The organism is Pseudomonas costantinii (assembly GCF_001870435.1).
GTDB lineage: Bacteria > Pseudomonadota > Gammaproteobacteria > Pseudomonadales > Pseudomonadaceae > Aquipseudomonas > Aquipseudomonas costantinii.
The window spans coordinates 171198-186511 of record NZ_MDDR01000025.1 but is presented as its reverse complement, the minus strand read 5'-3'; the positions used below and the strand labels follow the sequence as shown (position 1 = coordinate 186511).

The window sequence follows — 15314 nt, the reverse complement described above, 5'->3', positions numbered from 1 at the left end:
GTCAGAGATTCAATTCGCGCACCGGGCGCACTTCCACACTGCCGACCCTTGCCGCCGGAATGCCGCCAGCTACCAGGATCGCTTCGTTCAAGTCCTTCGCGTCGATCAGGTAAAACCCGGCGAGTTGCTCCTTGGTTTCGGCAAACGGCCCGTCGGTGATCGACAACTTGCCATTGCGCATACGCACGGTGGTAGCGGTGGTCACCGACTCCAGCGGCTCGGCGGCAAGCATCCGACCGCTGGCTTGAATGGACTGCGCGTAGGCGAAACACTCCGGGTCTGCGGGGCTGTCAGGCGAGGTGTGCAGCACCTGTTCGTTGCTGTAGATCAGGCAGAGGTATTTCATGTGAGTCTCCGTTTTCGGACTACTGACTATAGTTCGCGCCGATCAAGGTTCCAGATCAAACAAAGCGGTGCCGCTTTCCATATCGAAAGGCGCCGACCAATGCTCATGCACCACCTTCCACTGGCCATTGAAGCGCTGGTAACCGGCGGTCACCCGCATCCAGCAGGCCTTCACCACACCGTCCGGCCCGGCACCGCCGCAGTGGGCCAGCCAGTGGGCAAACGCACTGTCTTGTGCCTCGACAATACGCAGTTCATGGAACTCAAAAATACCTGGGCCGGGGCAATGCTTCATGCATTCGTCCCAGTGCGCGCGGTAGGCGGCCTTGCCCTTGAATTGCAGCGCGGTTACGGCGTCGAACGAGACGATATCATCGGCGTAAAAGCTGACAATTTTGTCGATATCATGGGCAAGTATGGCTTGCTTCCATTGATCGATCAGGGTGTTGATTGCAGTGCTCATAGCGATACTCCTTGGGGTGGAAAATCACAACAGACACCCTTAGTCGAATGGCCTTTCGGTAAATCGACACACCGCTGAAAAATAATTTCGTCCCCGGCAAACCCGCTAGAATCCACGCCTCTTTGTAGGATTTCGGATGCACCCCCGATGGAAACCCGCCTCGTCCTCTATGAGACGCTGAGCCCCGTGCAAAAGCAGCGGCTCGACACGCTGCAAGTGCATCCCGAGCAACTGGCTTACTCCGGCGATATCTACTGCGCGCTGAACAGCCTGCTGGTCAATCCCAATCCCGCCGGTATCAAAGGCTTTGCCTTGCTCGCCGATGAAATCCCCGTCGCCTTTCTTCTGCTCAAACGCCCGCCGTGTTTACCCCATTGGGCCGATGAACACAGCGCTACTTTGCATGCGTTGCAGGTGGATCGCGGGCAACAGGGTCGCGGGTTTGGCAAGGCGTGTTTGCAAGCGCTGCCGGAGGCGGCAAAGCAGGCGTGGCCGCAGATCAAGGGGTTGGAGCTGTCGGTGGATACGGACAATGTGGCAGCGATGGGGTTGTATTTGGGGGCCGGGTGGGTGGACAGCGGGGAGGCGTATAAAGGGCGGATCGGTTATGAGCGCCGACTGGCGTTAGTGTTTTGAACGATAAGGAGGTGGTGAACATGCTGACAACCCTCGAACAACTCGAAACCCTCTACGGCCTCCCCCATGAACGGGCGGTGCGCAAGGAAATCCCGTTTCTCAACGAGGACTACCTGGCCAGAGATGCCGGAGCGAGTCAGAAGTACGTTGTATTGAAGCACCTGTAGAGCCGGCTTGCCGGCTCCTACAGGGTCGTGGTCAGCCTCTTTCGCCGACCGGCAACCAGATTTCCACGGTCCCGGTCCCCTTGCGCCCATCAAAATCGGCGCTGTAGCGCTCGAAATCCGACCCCATCACCTTATAGCCCGAGTGCGGCAGCCACTCGAACATGATCCGCTCGTAGGTCTGCTCAAGCGCCTGTACCGGCCCGAAATGAGGGAACACGGCATAGTTGAGCGGCGGAATTTCGATGAACTCGAAGTTGCCCGGCACATCGCTCTTGCTCGGCACTTCAACCCCGGCCATGTAATCGAATTCGCCGTGATTGGGGTTATGGCACACGCCGTAAGTCACCCCACCGACGCGCTGTTTGATGTCCTTGATGCAGGTGTCGAACAGCTCCCACAACTTGGGAATATCACCGATGGTGGCCTTCGAATAACGCCCTTGTACACCGGCGATGACCAGTGCCTTGCCTGCTTCCATGCGTGGCTGCAACGGTTGCTTTGTCTGCTGATCCATCTGAACAGTCTCCTTCTTATGAGGGAACAAACCCGCATCAAGTATAGGGGGATATCCGCGTTGCACTCCACGCAGAAATTTTTCCTACGCATCTGGACAACGGGCCATCATCAACCGTATTGTCTGCTCCGCAGGCCACCGCAGTGGCCGACGTCGCTCGGACGGTTCCGGGCGCTTACGTACTTCGAGGCAACAATGGCAGACCAAGGTTCGCCGCGCCGCTTTGCGCGCATAGATCGACTCCCCCCTTACGTATTCAATATCACTGCCGAGCTGAAGATGGCTGCGCGTCGGCGCGGCGAAGACATCATCGACTTGAGCATGGGTAACCCTGACGGCGCCACTCCACCGCACATCGTGGAAAAAATGGTCACCGTCGCTCAGCGTGAAGACACCCACGGCTACTCCACCTCCAAAGGCATTCCGCGTCTGCGCCGGGCGATTTCGCGCTGGTACAAAGACCGCTATGAAGTGGACATCGACCCCGAGTCGGAAGCCATCGTGACCATCGGTTCCAAGGAAGGCCTGGCGCACTTGATGCTGGCCACCCTGGACCAGGGCGATACCGTATTAGTTCCGAACCCGAGCTACCCGATTCACATCTACGGTGCTGTAATTGCCGGCGCCCAGGTGCGCTCGGTGCCGTTGATTCCCGGCGTAGACTTCTTCGCCGAGCTGGAACGGGCGATTCGGGGTTCGATTCCCAAGCCAAAAATGATGATTCTGGGTTTTCCGTCCAACCCCACCGCGCAGTGCGTGGAGCTGGATTTCTTCGAGCGCGTGATTGCGCTGGCCAAGCAGTACGACGTGTTGGTGGTCCACGACCTGGCCTACGCCGACATCGTCTACGACGGCTGGAAAGCCCCGTCGATCATGCAGGTGCCCGGTGCCAAGGACATTGCGGTGGAGTTTTTCACCCTGTCCAAGAGCTACAACATGGCCGGCTGGCGTATTGGCTTCATGGTGGGTAACCCGGAACTGGTCAACGCCCTGGCGCGGATCAAGAGCTACCACGACTACGGCACCTTTACCCCGCTGCAAGTGGCGGCGATTGCCGCGCTCGAAGGCGACCAACAGTGCGTGAAGGACATTGCCGAGCAGTACCGCCAGCGCCGTAACGTGCTAGTCAAAGGCCTGCATGAGCTGGGCTGGATGGTCGAGAACCCGAAGGCGTCGATGTACGTCTGGGCGAAAATTCCCGAGGCGTATGCCGCCATGGGCTCGCTGGAATTTGCCAAGAAGCTGCTGCTGGAGGCGAAGGTGTGTGTGTCGCCGGGGATCGGCTTTGGTGAGTATGGGGATGATCATGTGCGCTTTGCGCTGATCGAGAACCAGGACCGGATTCGCCAGGCAGTGCGCGGGATTCGCGGGATGTTCCGAGCGGATGGGCTTGTCACCAAAGCCTGATCCAAATGATCGTTGATCGTTCCCACGCTCCGCGTGGGAATGCAGCCGAGGACGCTCCGCGTCCCAAAGCGTGACGCGGAGCGTCACAAGAGGCATTCCCACGCAGAGCGTGGGAACGATTAGTCAGGGGTTACACCACCAACGACAGCAACATGATAAAGATCAGCGCCACAACCGACAGAATGGTCTCCATCGCCGTCCAGGTCTTGAACGTCTCAGCCACAGTCATGTTGAAGTACTGCTTCACCAGCCAGAACCCCGCATCGTTGACGTGAGACAACACCAACGAACCCGCCCCCGTCGCCAACACCAGCAGCTCACGGTTAACCCCCGGAATCATCCCCACCACCGGCACCACGATGCCCGCGCCAGTGATGGTCGCCACAGTGGCCGAGCCGGTTGCCACACGAATCACCGCCGCCACCAGCCACGCCAGCAGGATCGGGTTGATCTGCGCGTTCACCGCCATATGGCCGATCACGTCACCCACGCCGCTGGTCACCAGCATCTGTTTGAAGCCACCACCGGCGCCGATGATCAGGATGATCGCGGCGGTCGGCGCAAGGCTGGCGTCGAGCAGTTTGAGGATTTGCTTGGAATGAATGCCTTGGCGATGACCAAAGGTGTACAGCGACAGCAGCAAGGCCAGCAGCAACGCGGTGATCGGGTGACCGATCATGTCCATCCAGTTACGAATGGCGTGACCGTCCGGCAGCGCGACGTCAGCGAAGGTTTTGAGCAGCATCAGGAACACCGGCAGCAGCACGGTGATCAGGGTAATGCTGAAGCTCGGCAGGTCTTTCGACTCAGGTTCACGGGCCAGTTGATCCACCAGTTCCTGGGACGGGTTGCCCGGGATGTACTTGGCGATAAACGTACCGAAGATCGGACCGGCAATGATGGCAGTCGGCAATGCGACAATCAGGCCGTACAGAATGGTCTTGCCGATGTCCGCGCCAAACACGCCGATGGCCAGCAACGGGCCCGGGTGCGGTGGCACCAAACCGTGCACCGCCGACAGGCCGGCGAGCAGCGGGATGCCGATCTTGATCAGCGACACGCCGGTGCGGCGCGCGACGATGAACACCAGCGGAATCAGCAGCACAAAGCCGATCTCGAAAAACAGCGGGATACCCACCAGGAATGCGGCGAACATCATGGCCCACTGGACCTTTTCCTTGCCAAAGGCACGGATCAGGGTCTGGGCGATCTGATCGGCGCCGCCGGATTCGGCCATCATCTTGCCGAGCATCGTGCCCAGCGCAAGGATGATGCCGACAAAGCCGAGCACCCCGCCGAAGCCGTCCTGGAACGCCTTGATGATCTTGTCCACGGGCATGCCCGAGGTCAGGCCTAGAAAGCCGGCCGCGATGATCAGTGCAATGAACGGGTGAACCTTGAACTTGGTGATCAAAAAGATCAGCCCGATGATAGTGACCACTGCATCTAGCAGCAGGTAGGACTCGTGGGACATGCCAAACATGGGGGGTCTCTCCTGTTTGTTGTTGTTATTAAAGCGGGTGTTAAATTTCCTGCCGTAGATAGCGCTATCTTTTCCGGCAAAAAATCACTTGGAAGGTTCAAAGCCGTGTTGCAGCCACCAGGCATTGGTTTGCTCGGCCAACGCCTCGACGCTGTCTTCGCTGGCGTTGAGCGCCAGGGTCAGCGTTTCGCCCACGGGCGATTCAAGGGTGGCGAACTGGCTGTCGATCAGGCTTGCCGGCATGAAATGGCCGGGGCGATGGGACACGCGGTCAGCGGCCACTTCACGAGTCAGTTCCAGAAACACAAACCCCAGGCCCGGCGCGGCTTCGCGCAGGTGGTCGCGGTATTTCTTTTTCAGGGCTGAACAGGTGAGCACAGGATGCTCGCCGGCCTTGAGCGCACGGCGCAGTTCATCGCAAAGGATGTCGAGCCAACCGGCACGGTCGTCGTCGTTGAGGGGGTGGCCGGCACTCATTTTTTCGATGTTGGCGGCGGGGTGAAAGCTGTCGCCTTCAATGGCGGTGGCGCCGTTCAGGCGGCACAGGGCCTCGCTGACACTGGACTTGCCACAGCCGGAAACACCCATGATGACCAGGGCGGTAACAGGTTGACTCATGAAACACCTCAGGACGCAGATAGCGCTACCTTTGCACGCTGTAAGGCTAGTGCAAAAACAGGCTTTTCCCGCGCCGTCTTGTCGTTTTTATGGAGTGACGCGTGCATCCTCTCCAATCATTTGAACCGGATCAGGCAACCCAATGTTCAAGAATTTGCAGCCTTTTGGAGACAGCGCTACCTTAGTGCCTCGATTTTTGTTTGGCAAGCCGCCTGATGACCTCTAAGAACGATAAAAATACCCGCACGACGGGCCGCCCTACCCTGAACGAAGTTGCCCGCCTGGCCGGTGTCAGCCCGATTACCGCCTCCCGCGCCTTGCGTGGCGTCAGTACTGTGGCCACCGAACTGGTGGAAAAAGTGCAACAGGCCGCCGCTGAACTCAACTATGTGGTCAACCCTGCCGCCCGCGCCCTGGCGTCGGCGCAAAGCCATTCGGTGGTGGTCATCGTGCCGTCGCTGTCCAACCTGCTGTTTATCGAAACCCTGGAAGCCATCCACCAAGTGCTGCGGCCAAAGGGCTTTGAGGTGTTGATCGGCAACTCCCACTATTCGCGCGATGAAGAAGAAAACCTGCTGCGCAACTACATGGCCTACCAGCCACGGGGTTTGCTGCTGACCGGGTTTGACCGCACCGAAAGCGCCCGACGGATGGTCGAGGCCAGCAATGTGCCCTGCGTGTACATGATGGACCTGGACCCCAACGCCGGCGTGAACTGCGTGGGTTTCTCACAATTGAACGCCGGTGAAACGGCGGCGGCGCATTTGCTGTCCCGTGGACGTAAGCGCCTGGCCTACATCGGCGCGCAGTTGGATCAGCGCACGTTGCTGCGCGGTGAGGGTTTTCGCCGCGCCCTGCAACAGGCCGGAATGTACGACCCGGCGCTGGAACTGCTGACACCACGCCCGTCCTCGGTCGGCCTGGGCGGCGAGCTGTTTTTGCAGTTGCTGGCCAGCCATCCCGATGTGGATGCGATCTTCTTTGGCAACGACGACTTGGCCCAAGGCGCGCTGCTGGAAGCCATGCGCCATGGCATCAAAGTGCCGGAACGCGTGGCGGTACTGGGGTTCAACGACTTGCCTGCGTCGTCCTTTATGGTGCCGCGCTTGAGCAGCATCAGCACACCGCGTGAAGCCATTGGTCGGCGCTCGGCGGAGCATTTGTTGACGATCATGGCGGGCAACAAAATCGCCAAGCCGGTGGTGGATATGGGGTTTGAGTTGCAGGTCCGCGAAAGTACCTGACTCGCTCGTTCCCACGCTCTGCGTGGGAATGCATCTCGTGACGCTCCGCGTCACAACCTCGGTGAATGGCGGGACGCAGAGCGCCCCAGGCAGCATTCCCACGCAGGAGCGTGGGAACGATCAGAGTGGTGTAGGACGCCCGTAGGACGCGACTGACATTGCGGTAAGCGCCTTGCCCGGTTGCCTACGCTTACGTCAGAATCCGCCGGCTTGTGCGCTTGGGTGGGGGGCAACTAAGGTTGGCCGGTCGCTGAATTTCTCGGTGATCGGGTTTAGTAGCCTGAACGTCCCCACACAATATGCATAAGCCAATCATGGCGGCTGTGCGTAGGGCGCCTTCGAGCGCGCCGGGTTTGTGTGGGATTACCGGTCTACTAACCTGCGTACAGCTGCCACCCCATTCGTTTAGTAGCGATGCGGGTGTTGGCACAAGTCAGGTATTTCAACCATGCAAAGCGTCAATCCCCCGAATACGCTCTTCACCGTCATCCCCGATACCCCCACCGAAACCTTGCTGATCAACAGCTACGAAACCGTGTGTTCCGTCAGCACCTTGTTGCTCGACCTCTCAGATGACCTTACGGGTAAACAGCGTGATGTTGCCTTGGCGATTCATCAACTCAGCGAACTGAGCGTATTGCTGGTCGGCCAGGCGATGGATCAACACACACCGCGAGTTTAAAGCCCTACTCGGTTAGAAATGCGGGAGCGGGCAAGCCCACTTTTTTTATTGTGCACACTTGGAAGCATCGCCGTGGCTCCCGGCCCCTGTTAGATTGACCGCTCTCCCCCGCCAGGAAAGCACCATGGGACACTCTCTGAAAATCTTGGGTCGCACCTCCTCCATCAACGTGCGAAAAGTCCTGTGGACCTGCCAGGAACTGGGCATCGAATACACCCGCGAGGACTGGGGCATCGGCTACACCCCCACCCAGTCCCCCGAATTCCTGGCCCTGAACCCCAACGCCCAGGTACCGGTGCTGATCGACGACCACGGCGTGCTATGGGAATCCAACACCATCTGCCGCTACCTCGTCGGCCTTTACCAACGCCACGACCTTTTACCCGCCGAACCCGCACCACGGGCCAGGGTGGAACAGTGGATGGACTGGCAAGCCACCGAACTCAACCCGTCCTGGGGCTACGCCTTTCACGCCCTAGTGCGCAAAAACCCTGACTATCAAGACCCGCAACGTCTCAAGGCCGGTGTGCAAGCCTGGAATGACAAGATGGGCCTGCTCGAACAACAGTTGATCAAGACCGGCGCCTACGTGGCCGGCAGTGAGTTCACCCTGGCCGACATCCTCGTCGGCCTCTCCGTGCACCGCTGGCGCAATGCGCCTTTGGAGCATCCGCCCTACCCGGCTGTCGAGGCGTATTACCAACGCCTCAGCGGGCGCCCGGGCTTCCAGACCTTCGCCCTCGACGGCCATAACTAAAACAAGGACTTCACCGTGAAAGGACTCAACGTACTGCTCACCGGCGCCTGCGGCAGAATCGGCAAGACGTTTTTCGAAGCCTCGAAGGAGCGCTACCGCTTCACCCTCACCGACCGCGTCGCACCGGACTTCGCCCTCGACGAGCACCGTTTCATCAACGCCGACCTCAGCGATAAAACCAGCCTGGCCGCCCTGCTCGAAGGCATCGACGTGATCGTGCACCTCTCAGGCATCCCCCACGCCAGCGCGTCGTTCGACGAATTGCTGCCCAACAACATCCTCGCCACCACCTACCTGTTTGAAGCCGCCGTGGCCGCGGGCGTGCAACGCCTGGTATTCGCCAGCAGCGCGCAAACCATCGAAGGCTACTCGGTAGACCGACAAATCACTCCCGGCATGCCGGTCTTACCTGCCAATCTGTATGGCGTGAGCAAATGCTACGGCGAGGCGTTGTGCGGCTATTACGCAGCCAAAACGCCGCTGTCGACGATTGCCCTGCGCATCGGCGCCTTTGAGTTCCCCGAAACCCACGACCTGAACAACGCCCGCGACCTCAGCGCCTGGCTCAGCCCGCGTGACGCGGTGCAATTGCTGCAACGCTCGGTGGAGGCCGAGGGCGTGAAACACCTGATCGCCCACGGCATTTCCAATAACCGCTTTAAGCGCTTGGACTTGAGCGAAACCACGCGTGTATTGGGCTACCAACCCGTGGATGATGCCTTCCAGGCATTTGAAATCCCGATTACTTACTGAGCCCGCTCACCATGTCCGCACTTTCCACCGCCGACGGCATCGACCCAGTCCGTGCCACCCACATCAGCGCGCGCATCGACCGCCTGCCTGCCGTCGCCACCGTCTGGCGCCTTGTAGCGTTGCTGTCGATCGGCGGTTTTTTCGAGCTGTATGACCTGTTCCAGACTGCCTATATCAGCCCCGGCTTGATCAGCGACGGGATTTTCCACACCGGCAGCGAGGGCGTGTTTGGCTTCTCGGACCAGGCGGCGTTCGCCTCGGCGACCTTCCTGGGCCTGTTCCTCGGCGCCAGCCTGCTCAGTCCTATTGCCGACCGCTACGGGCGCCGGGCGATCTTCACCTTCGCGTTGATCTGGTACACCGTCGCCACGGTGTTGATGGGCATCCAGACCTCCGCACTGGGGATTATCTGCATGCGCTTCCTGGTGGGCATTGGCTTGGGGATCGAGTTGGTGACCATCGACGCCTACCTCTCGGAACTGGTGCCCAAGCGCATGCGCAGCTCCGCGTTTGCCTTTGCGTTTTTCATCCAGTTTCTGTCGGTACCGGCGGTGGCCTTGATGTCGTGGTGGCTGGTGCCCCAGGCGCCGTTCGGGATCTCCGGTTGGCGCTGGGTGGTGCTCTCGAGTGCAGTGTTTGCACTGTTTATCTGGCAACTGCGTAAGCGCCTGCCGGAGTCGCCGCGCTGGCTGGCGCAGAAAGGCCGCTTCGATGAGGCGGGAAAGATCATGGACAACCTGGAAGCGCGTTGCCAAAAAGATCACGGCAAACCGCTGGATGAACCAGAACCCGAAGCGATCAGCGTTCAAGGCGCGGGCCGCTTTGCCGATATCTGGCAACCGCCGTACCGCCGCCGCGCGCTGATGCTGATCGTGTTCCATGTGTTCCAGGCCATCGGCTTTTTCGGTTTCGGCAATTGGTTGCCGGCGCTGCTGTCGGGCCAAGGCGTCAGCGTGACACACAGTTTGATGTACGCCTTTATCATCACCCTTGCCTACCCGCTGGGCCCGCTGCTGTTTGTGAAGGTGGCCAACCGTTTTGAAAACAAATGGCAGATCGTCGGCTCGGCCATGGGCGCGATGATCTTCGGCAGCCTGTTTGCCCTGCAAACTACAGCGGTAGGGCTGGTGATTTGCGGGGTGATGATCACCTTCTGCAATGCCTGGCTGAGCTTCAGTTATCACTCATACCAAAGCGAACTGTTCCCCACCAATATCCGCGCACGGGCGGTGGGCTTCTGCTATTCGTTCAGCCGCTTGTCCACGGTGTTCAGCAGCCTGTTGATCGGTTTTATCCTCGAACACCTGGGCACACCGGGCGTGTTGGCATTTATCGCCAGCAGCATGTTGATTGTGATGATCACCATTAGCTGGTTCGGCCCGCGCACGCGCAACCTGGCGCTGGAGAATATCGCCCACTGACGGCAACGGCTGGCCGCCTACGGGACAATGTTTGCCGCGACGGCCGTGCCATCCCCAATAAAACCGGGGGTGGCGCACCCGGCATGCTATTTGCTCCACCTGACGCACCGAACATATCCGCAGGTGACCGATCATGCTGGTTAACAACAATCCCCAAGCCCAGGCGACGATCCAACAGCTCAAGCGCGCCGACATGGACCCGGCCAACGCCGCCGCCAGCGCGCTCTACAGCGGCGCCGCGCAAATGGCCCAGCAAAGCGTCACGGTGCCGACGGCGCAGACAAACCTGGACAAGGCCAACGATCGCATCGACGAAGCCTTCGCCAAGACCCGTGTGCAGTTGCAAGCCACCACGGCGGCAACCACGGCGACCACTGATACACCGGCAGTGGGTTCGAGCACCAGCACCGCACGTGCCGACTTCACTGACTACATGAGCAAATCCCCGGCCGAACGCATTCGTGAGCAGTTGCTCAAGGAGCAGGGTTTGACTGAGGCGGATGTGCAGAGCCTGCCGCAGGAAAAGCAGGACGCTATTTCCAAGGAAGTGGCTGAGCGCCTGAAGCAGCAGCAAGATCAGCAGGTAGCGGCGAAGACTGCTGACCCGCAGGCGCAGACCGTGAAAGAGACCTTGGCCGCGATCTGACTACGCAGCCTTTGAGGAGGGGGCAGGGCTGCGCCCCTCCTTGGGCAAATAACCTTACAACGCCTTACCCGGCTGATCCGTCGGGGCGCTGAACATCTGCTCCATCTGGGCCGAAAACGGCACGTTCAAATTAAGCATCTTGGTCACAATCGGCGCATCAAACCATTTCGCATAGAGTGTTTTGGCTTCCCCCGATACCATCAAGCCCATCAGGGTCGCGTCCACCGTCCGTTTCAACGCAGGGTTATTCTTCGGCATGATCAACCCCAGGTGCTCCACCACCAGCACATCCGGTAAAAACTGATAACGCGCAGGCTCGGCGGCGCTCGCCATTAACGGCGCCACCACCACTTCATCAAACACCAGGCTGTCGGCTTGGTTCTCCACCAGCAACTTGAAGCCTTCGGTCAGGCTCTTGGCATGCACCTTTTTAAAGCTCCAACCTTTGCGCTTTTCAAGCTGCTCAACCACCTCGCCCACCGTGGTGCCGTCGACGATCACTACGGAGCGGCCGTTGAGAGCCTTCAAGGTGTCCAGCTTCTCGCCGACCCTGGAGACCACTTTGATCGAGGCTGCGAAGGTGGAAATACTGAAGTCGACCTGCTTCTGACGCTCCAGCGTATTGGTGGTGGAACCACATTCCAGATCTACCGCCCCGCTGCTGACCGCACTGATACGGTCTTTGAAACTCAAGGGTTTGAAGCTCAAGGCCAGCTCATCAAGCTTGAGGTTTTTCTTCACATCACTGGCGATACGCCGACACAGATCGATGGAGTAGCCGACCGGTTCACCGTCGCCGGTTTGATAAGAGAACGGCAAGGCCTCAGCCGGATAACCAATCACCATTTGTTTGTTTTCGCGGATTTTTTCCAGAACGGCATCGTTCGCAATCACGCCGGCTGACAGCATGCACAGCGACAGGAATAAGGCACCTTGCAACTTCATAGTTAGTCCTACTCAGTGAATAAACCTGAGTTTTATACGCCCCCCCTTGGAACCGATCTGTAGGGTTAATCGCAAAGCTCGCTGCCGACCCTGTACCGACAGCGAGCGACAAGACGCCTACTGCAATTGCAACGTCGAATTGAACTGACTGATCGCATCCACCACATGCCGTGACCCTTCCTGAATCTCCAGGATCACCTGCCCCGCCTCATTCGCCAGCTCCACCCCCAGCCCCGTGCGGCTCAAGCTCGACTGCATGCTCGAGACCGCGCTCACTGACAAGTCGTGGTTCTTGCGCACCACATCGACAATCTCCACCGTCGCCTGGCTGGTCCGCGCCGCAAGGCTGCGCACTTCATCTGCCACCACCGCAAACCCGCGCCCGTGCTCACCTGCCCGCGCCGCTTCAATCGCCGCGTTGAGCGCCAGCATGTTGGTTTGTTCGGCGATGCTGCGGATGGTCTGCACGATGGCGCCAATGATGTCCGACTGCTTGCTCACCGCGTCGATACTCACTGCTGCCTGGTTCAGGTCGTGGGAAATCTCTTCGATGATCTGCACCGTTTGCTGCACTACCTCCGAGCCTTTGCGCGCGCAAGCGTCGTTTTGTACCGAGGTAGCGTGGGCCGAGTCGGCGGCGGTACGCAGGGTGGTGACCTGGTCGGTGATGTCGCTGGCGAACTTCACCACTTTGTACAGACGCCCATTGGTGTCGAAGATTGGGTTATAGGAAGCCTCCAAAAACAGGGTTTTGCCGTATTTGTTTTTGCGCTCAAAGCGGTGTGAGTGATATTCGCCGCGGTTCAGCGAGGCCCAGAACGCCTTGTACGCCGGTGACTCCACTTCGCTGCGATGGCAGAACATGCTGTGGTGCTGGCCAATGATTTCTTCCTTCGAGTACTGCACGGTACGCAGGAAGTTTTCGTTGGCATTGAGGATCTGGCCCTGAGGGTTGAATTCGATCACTGCCATGGAGCGGCCGATGGCATCGATCAGGCTCTGGTTCTCGTGCTCATGGTGGACCCGCGCGGTAATGTCCGACGCCACTTTAATCACGCTCCGCACCTGGTTTTGGCTGTCCAACACCGGCATGTAGCTGGCCTCAAGCCATACTTCCTGACCGCGCTTGTTCAAGCGCATAAAGGTGCCGCTGATGGCTTCGCCGCGCGCCAGGTCACGCCACAACTTGGCGTAGGCGTCGGTGTGGGTGTAGGCCTCTTCGCAAAAGACCCGGTGATGTTTGCCGCGAATCTCCTCGACGCTGTAGCCCATGGTTTTGCAGAAATTGTCGTTGGCATCGAGGATCACGCCCGTGCGGTCGAACTCGATCATCGCCATTGAACGGTTAATCGCAGCAAGTTTGGCGTTGGCCTCAGTGAGTGCACAGGAGAAACGTTCGATTTCTTGCAGGTCGGATTTGTGCTGGCGGTTAAACATGGTCAGATCACCCTTGATTCCCGGCGCCTCGAAGGCGCATTCCATTCATTTGTTGGATATTGCTGGCAAACCTTCTTGGGGAAATAACCATCCGAAACGCTTCATATGTCAAACGTCATCAACGGTTCTGGGTGAGCATAGACAGGGCTTGGCGCTATGCAAGGCCACTAATCAGCCAGCATTTTTAACAATGCACAGGCGGCGGCTGAAGGGAGACGGGTTGGCGAGCCGACCAAGGCAAACTCACGGTGCAGTGGCACGCTCAGCGGCATCACGCGCAGGCCATTACGCTGGGCCGGCAGGGCCATTTCCGGCACCAGCGTGACACCGACGCCTTCGCGCACCAGGCTAAAGGCGCTGTTCCATTCACGCACCTCCACGCGAATATCACGCAGGGTCAGTCCCGCTGCAGCCCCTAGGCTGCGGGCGTTGGCGGTGCAGCCGCCAGTGGCGAGCACAAAGGGTTGCTCAAGTAATTCCTCAAACGACACGCTGGCATCGGCCCGGCGCTGCGCCAACGGATGGTCCACCGGCAGCACCGCCACCCAGAAGTCCCGCCCCAATACCGTGGCATTGCGCTCGGGCTTAGGGTTGAGCACCACGCCCAGGTCGATCAGGTCGGCGTCGAGCAGGGTGAGCACTTCGTTGTCCGTGACATCCAGGGTGGTGACCTCGATGCCGGGATAAAGCTGCGCGAAACGCTGTAACAGCGGCGTCAGAAACGTCGCCAGCACCACGGGGAAACTGGCAATGCGCAGACTCCCACGCAGCATGGGCTTGGCTTCGTCCACGGTGCTGCGAATCGCCTGTAAGGCGCCGAGCATCACCCGCGCCTGTTCAACCACACTCAGCCCCAGGGCAGTGGGCAACGTCTTGCGTGGCTCACGGGTAAACAGTTGCGCACCCAGCGTCGCTTCCATACCGGCCATGGCCTGGCTAGCGGCGGATTGAGTCATGCCTACACGCTCGGCGGCGGCGGTAATGCTGCCGTGATCGGCCACGGCCACCAGCAAGCGCCAATGCATCAGGTTCATCATGGCAGTAGCTGTCCTTATGGCAGGGGTCTGAACGTTTAATTTTACGCAAGGTGCCATGCCCGCGAGACTGGCGCAAATCCCACGGAGCTGCCCCCGATGAAACTGTATTTCTTCCCAAACGCCTGTTCCCTCGCCCCGCATATCGTACTGCGGGAATTGGCGCTGCCGTTCGACTTGGTGCTGGTGAATAACCAGGCCAAAACCACCGCCAACGGCGAAGACTTCCTGCAAATAAACCCTAAGGGCTACGTGGCGGCGTTGCAGTTGGACAATGGTGAAGTGCTGACCGAGGCCAGCGCGATCCTGCAATACCTGGCCGACCTGAAACCGGATGCTCACCTGGCCCCGGCTAATGGTAGTTGGGAGCGCGTGCGCTTGCAGGAATCGCTGAACTTTATCGCCAGCGAGATTCATGGTGGCCTGGCGGTCTTCTTCAACGGCGCGATCCAGGGCGATGTGCGGGAAATGTTCAAGGCTACGTTGTTCAAGCGCTTCGCGATTCTGGTGCAGACGTTGGAGCGCCAGGATTATTTGCTGGGTTCGCAGTACTCGGTGGCGGATGCGTATCTGTTTGTGGTGCTGCGCTGGGCGGCGTTTCACGATATCGATCTGCGTGAGTGGCCTGCGTTGGATGCGTTTCAGCAGCGGGTGGGTGGGCGGCCTGCTGTACTAGCCGCACTGGCTGCCGAGAACCCATGACCTGAAATGCAGTTAAACATGTGGGAGGGGCGGTGCGACGACTCGACTTGCTCGCTCCCA

At 59.4% G+C, this 15314-nt stretch carries 16 protein-coding genes and 3 pseudogenes; 10 read left to right on the top strand and 9 right to left on the bottom strand.

Annotated features, from left to right (window positions below; translation table 11 throughout):
• Window position 1: 1 nt before the first annotated feature.
• Together BFL40_RS13465 and BFL40_RS13460 are read right to left on the bottom strand one after the other, a co-directional pair.
• The gene (locus tag BFL40_RS13465) at window positions 2-346 is read right to left on the bottom strand and encodes a YciI family protein (RefSeq protein ID WP_071484454.1); all 345 of its coding nucleotides are present in this window, start codon (window positions 344-346) and stop codon (window positions 2-4) included.
• A 42-nt stretch (window positions 347-388) separates the two neighbouring features.
• Window positions 389-808, bottom strand: a complete 420-nt coding sequence (locus tag BFL40_RS13460; RefSeq protein WP_071484453.1) for a YybH family protein — start codon at window positions 806-808, stop codon at window positions 389-391.
• A 147-nt stretch (window positions 809-955) separates the two neighbouring features.
• Between BFL40_RS13460 and BFL40_RS13455 the strand changes: the two genes are divergently transcribed.
• Both BFL40_RS13455 and BFL40_RS33735 read left to right on the top strand, forming a co-directional pair.
• The gene (locus BFL40_RS13455) at window positions 956-1444 is read left to right on the top strand and encodes a GNAT family N-acetyltransferase (protein ID WP_071484452.1); all 489 of its coding nucleotides are present in this window, start codon (window positions 956-958) and stop codon (window positions 1442-1444) included.
• A 20-nt stretch (window positions 1445-1464) separates the two neighbouring features.
• A pseudogene (locus BFL40_RS33735) lies at window positions 1465-1563 on the top strand (pyridoxamine 5'-phosphate oxidase family protein); the annotation flags it as partial.
• A gap of 79 nt (window positions 1564-1642) precedes the next feature.
• Here BFL40_RS33735 and BFL40_RS13450 read toward each other — a convergent pair.
• The gene (locus BFL40_RS13450; RefSeq protein WP_071484451.1) at window positions 1643-2125 is read right to left on the bottom strand and encodes a GyrI-like domain-containing protein; all 483 of its coding nucleotides are present in this window, start codon (window positions 2123-2125) and stop codon (window positions 1643-1645) included.
• Between the two features lie 195 nt (window positions 2126-2320).
• On the opposite strand from BFL40_RS13450, the gene alaC reads away from it, so the two are divergent.
• Complete coding sequence (gene alaC / locus BFL40_RS13445; protein ID WP_071484450.1) at window positions 2321-3532, top strand: alanine transaminase; 1212 nt, start codon at window positions 2321-2323, stop codon at window positions 3530-3532.
• A gap of 130 nt (window positions 3533-3662) precedes the next feature.
• On the opposite strand, the gene BFL40_RS13440 is transcribed toward alaC, so the two are convergent.
• Together BFL40_RS13440 and BFL40_RS13435 are read right to left on the bottom strand one after the other, a co-directional pair.
• The gene (locus tag BFL40_RS13440) at window positions 3663-5015 is read right to left on the bottom strand and encodes a GntP family permease (protein WP_071484449.1); all 1353 of its coding nucleotides are present in this window, start codon (window positions 5013-5015) and stop codon (window positions 3663-3665) included.
• A gap of 84 nt (window positions 5016-5099) precedes the next feature.
• Complete coding sequence (locus tag BFL40_RS13435) at window positions 5100-5633, bottom strand: gluconokinase (RefSeq protein WP_071484448.1); 534 nt, start codon at window positions 5631-5633, stop codon at window positions 5100-5102.
• Window positions 5634-5845: 212 nt separating this feature from the next.
• On the opposite strand from BFL40_RS13435, the gene gntR reads away from it, so the two are divergent.
• The 6 genes from gntR (at window position 5846) to BFL40_RS13405 (ending at window position 11136) form a co-directional block, all read left to right on the top strand.
• Window positions 5846-6877, top strand: coding sequence for an HTH-type transcriptional regulator GntR (gene gntR / locus BFL40_RS13430; RefSeq protein WP_162493885.1), 1032 nt, complete (start codon window positions 5846-5848; stop codon window positions 6875-6877).
• Between the two features lie 448 nt (window positions 6878-7325).
• The gene (locus tag BFL40_RS13425) at window positions 7326-7559 is read left to right on the top strand and encodes a DUF6124 family protein (RefSeq protein ID WP_071484446.1); all 234 of its coding nucleotides are present in this window, start codon (window positions 7326-7328) and stop codon (window positions 7557-7559) included.
• A gap of 124 nt (window positions 7560-7683) precedes the next feature.
• Window positions 7684-8316 (top strand): glutathione S-transferase family protein, encoded by a 633-nt coding sequence (locus BFL40_RS13420; protein ID WP_071484445.1) that lies wholly within the window; start codon window positions 7684-7686, stop codon window positions 8314-8316.
• A gap of 15 nt (window positions 8317-8331) precedes the next feature.
• Entirely contained in the window at window positions 8332-9069 is a 738-nt protein-coding gene (locus BFL40_RS13415) for an NAD-dependent epimerase/dehydratase family protein (RefSeq protein WP_071484444.1), read from the top strand.
• An 11-nt stretch (window positions 9070-9080) separates the two neighbouring features.
• Window positions 9081-10490, top strand: a complete 1410-nt coding sequence (locus BFL40_RS13410) for an MFS transporter (protein ID WP_071484443.1) — start codon at window positions 9081-9083, stop codon at window positions 10488-10490.
• A gap of 133 nt (window positions 10491-10623) precedes the next feature.
• Window positions 10624-11136, top strand: coding sequence for a hypothetical protein (locus tag BFL40_RS13405; protein WP_071484442.1), 513 nt, complete (start codon window positions 10624-10626; stop codon window positions 11134-11136).
• A gap of 54 nt (window positions 11137-11190) precedes the next feature.
• On the opposite strand, the gene BFL40_RS13400 is transcribed toward BFL40_RS13405, so the two are convergent.
• The 4 genes and pseudogenes from BFL40_RS13400 to BFL40_RS13390 all read right to left on the bottom strand — a co-directional run bounded on the left by BFL40_RS13400 (window position 11191) and on the right by BFL40_RS13390 (window position 14555).
• Complete coding sequence (locus tag BFL40_RS13400; RefSeq protein WP_071484441.1) at window positions 11191-12081, bottom strand: amino acid ABC transporter substrate-binding protein; 891 nt, start codon at window positions 12079-12081, stop codon at window positions 11191-11193.
• A gap of 117 nt (window positions 12082-12198) precedes the next feature.
• Window positions 12199-12624: pseudogene (locus BFL40_RS34625) on the bottom strand (methyl-accepting chemotaxis protein); the annotation flags it as partial.
• Window positions 12625-12741: 117 nt separating this feature from the next.
• Window positions 12742-13419 (bottom strand): annotated as a pseudogene (locus BFL40_RS34620) (PAS domain-containing protein); the annotation flags it as partial.
• 266 nt (window positions 13420-13685) lie between these two features.
• A complete protein-coding gene (locus tag BFL40_RS13390; RefSeq protein WP_071484440.1) occupies window positions 13686-14555 on the bottom strand; it encodes a LysR family transcriptional regulator in 870 nt (289 codons plus the stop codon).
• Window positions 14556-14651: 96 nt separating this feature from the next.
• Here BFL40_RS13390 and gstA point away from each other — a divergent pair, with 96 nt between their 5' ends.
• Window positions 14652-15254, top strand: a complete 603-nt coding sequence (gstA, locus tag BFL40_RS13385; RefSeq protein ID WP_071484439.1) for a glutathione transferase GstA — start codon at window positions 14652-14654, stop codon at window positions 15252-15254.
• The last annotated feature ends 60 nt before the right edge of the window (window positions 15255-15314 follow it).

What these genes read in the sequence shown, in the direction of transcription:
- BFL40_RS13455 (WP_071484452.1), top strand. Translation starts at nt 956, where the DNA reads ATGGAAACCCGCCTCGTCCTCTATGAGACGCTGAGCCCCGTGCAAAAG.
- BFL40_RS13460 (WP_071484453.1), bottom strand. Translation starts at nt 808, where the DNA reads ATGAGCACTGCAATCAACACCCTGATCGATCAATGGAAGCAAGCCATA.
- BFL40_RS13420 (WP_071484445.1), top strand. Translation starts at nt 7,684, where the DNA reads ATGGGACACTCTCTGAAAATCTTGGGTCGCACCTCCTCCATCAACGTG.
- BFL40_RS13465 (WP_071484454.1), bottom strand. Translation starts at nt 346, where the DNA reads ATGAAATACCTCTGCCTGATCTACAGCAACGAACAGGTGCTGCACACC.
- BFL40_RS13450 (WP_071484451.1), bottom strand. Translation starts at nt 2,125, where the DNA reads ATGGATCAGCAGACAAAGCAACCGTTGCAGCCACGCATGGAAGCAGGC.
- BFL40_RS13435 (WP_071484448.1), bottom strand. Translation starts at nt 5,633, where the DNA reads ATGAGTCAACCTGTTACCGCCCTGGTCATCATGGGTGTTTCCGGCTGT.
- BFL40_RS13410 (WP_071484443.1), top strand. Translation starts at nt 9,081, where the DNA reads ATGTCCGCACTTTCCACCGCCGACGGCATCGACCCAGTCCGTGCCACC.
- alaC (WP_071484450.1), top strand. Translation starts at nt 2,321, where the DNA reads ATGGCAGACCAAGGTTCGCCGCGCCGCTTTGCGCGCATAGATCGACTC.
- BFL40_RS13405 (WP_071484442.1), top strand. Translation starts at nt 10,624, where the DNA reads ATGCTGGTTAACAACAATCCCCAAGCCCAGGCGACGATCCAACAGCTC.
- BFL40_RS13425 (WP_071484446.1), top strand. Translation starts at nt 7,326, where the DNA reads ATGCAAAGCGTCAATCCCCCGAATACGCTCTTCACCGTCATCCCCGAT.
- BFL40_RS13440 (WP_071484449.1), bottom strand. Translation starts at nt 5,015, where the DNA reads ATGTTTGGCATGTCCCACGAGTCCTACCTGCTGCTAGATGCAGTGGTC.
- BFL40_RS13390 (WP_071484440.1), bottom strand. Translation starts at nt 14,555, where the DNA reads ATGATGAACCTGATGCATTGGCGCTTGCTGGTGGCCGTGGCCGATCAC.
- gstA (WP_071484439.1), top strand. Translation starts at nt 14,652, where the DNA reads ATGAAACTGTATTTCTTCCCAAACGCCTGTTCCCTCGCCCCGCATATC.
- BFL40_RS13400 (WP_071484441.1), bottom strand. Translation starts at nt 12,081, where the DNA reads ATGAAGTTGCAAGGTGCCTTATTCCTGTCGCTGTGCATGCTGTCAGCC.